At 37.4% G+C, this 1,722-nt stretch carries 1 protein-coding gene; it reads left to right on the forward strand.

Annotated elements, in window-relative coordinates:
- The first annotated feature begins 138 nt into the window (after positions 1–138).
- The gene (locus ACESZG_RS18840; protein ID WP_373218960.1) at positions 139–1,479 is read left to right on the forward strand and encodes an IS30 family transposase; all 1,341 of its coding nucleotides are present in this window, start codon (positions 139–141) and stop codon (positions 1,477–1,479) included.
- Positions 1,480–1,722: the final 243 nt, after the last annotated feature.

Here is a 1,722-nt window from a genome sequence, read left to right on the forward strand (position 1 = left end):
GGTTAAATGTATTTTTAAATTCTACCTTGCAAGAGTAAATTCTATACCTGTAGAATTTACTTCTGCATGGATTTTTCCTTCTTCTTTTTATAAAATACTACTGCAGATGATCCCCTGCCTGTGCAGAAGGAGGATAAAATGAATACAGGAAGACCAAAGGGTAACCAAAAACATCTTGACTTATCTGCACGTATTATAATCGAACAGCATTTAAATAACGGTGATTCATTTAGAAGTATTGCAATAGAATTAAACAAGGATCCAAGTACCATATCCAAAGAAGTCAGACGTCATTCTATTATCAGGGAAAGAAGTACAGATGCATTTGCCCCTATTCCCTGTGCAAATAATTATGATTGTTCAAAGCCCCGGACAAATATATGTAATGTCATGCATATGTGCGGTGATAATGAATGCCGGCACAAATGTGTCCTCTGCAGAAAATTCAGATGCAGCGATGTCTGTAAATTTTATAAACCAAGAGAATGTGAGAAATTAAATAAACCGCCTTATGTGTGCAATGGATGCAGCAAGAAAACGAATTGCATGATGGACAAAAAGATTTATTCTTCAAAATACGCCCAGGACACCTATGAAGCCCTTAGAACCACAAGCAGAGAAGGAATCAATCAGACACCGGAAAGTATACAGAAACTGGACATCCTGTTGTCACCGCTTCTCAAAAAAGGACAATCTATTGCCCACATCTACGCATCTCATGCTGATGAGATCGCCTGTTCCAGAAGAACCATATATTCTTACATAAACCGTGGCGTTTTTCAAGCCAGAAACATAGATCTGCGCCGTAAAGTGGTATACAAGCAGCGGAAAAGAAAAACTACTGCCAGCCTTAAAGACAGAAGTTTCCGAAAAGATAGGAGCTATAAAGAATTTCTGGAATATATCGCAGCGAACAAATCTGTTTATGTAGTCGAGATGGATACCGTTGAAGGAGCAAAAGGTACCAGTCCCTGCTTTCTGACTATGTTCTTTCGAAACTGTAGCCTTATGCTTATGTTTCTTTTAGAAGAACAGACCCAGAAAGAAGTAACCAGGATTTTTGATCATTTAACAGAATTACTTGGAATTGAACTGTTCCAGAAACTTTTCGAAGTGATACTTACGGACAACGGACATGAATTTCAGGACCGGCAGAGTCTGGAATATAGCAAAAATGGGGAAGTACGCACACGTATTTATTATTGTGATCCCAACCGTTCTGATCAAAAAGGTGCTATTGAAAAGAATCATGAATATATAAGGTATGTCCTTCCAAAAGGAACAAGCTTTGAAAAAATGACAGACAAGACAACGCTGCTGTTATTAAATCATATCAACAGCGAAAAACGGGACAGCCTCAATGGACACAGTCCATATGAAGTATCCCGTCTCCTGCTGGATAACAGACTTCATAAAGCATTAGGATTGGCAGAGATACCAGCCGATGAAGTCACATTGATACCAGCATTAATAAAATAATAATAACAATACAGGCACAGGCAAGTTTCATTGCATAGAATTTAGTCTTTCCAACAGACATGTGGAATTTAGTCCTGCACACTATTTCCAGATGTCCTTTTATCATGCAAAAAACTATGCTGTTTATTCCGTATAAAAGCATTATATACTAAAAAAATTAAGTTGTGTATCTCCGAAAATAGAATTTAATCCCGCATAAAATCAAGGTGTGTTAGAATGTAGAATTTACTTTTTCATTCAAGC

This window comes from Blautia sp. Marseille-P2398 (assembly GCF_964240315.1).
Lineage (GTDB): Bacteria > Bacillota > Clostridia > Lachnospirales > Lachnospiraceae > Blautia_A > Blautia_A wexlerae.

Bases quoted from the DNA above. Each gene is read 5' to 3' on its own strand.
- ACESZG_RS18840 (WP_373218960.1), top strand. From the start codon at position 139: ATGAATACAGGAAGACCAAAGGGTAACCAAAAACATCTTGACTTATCT.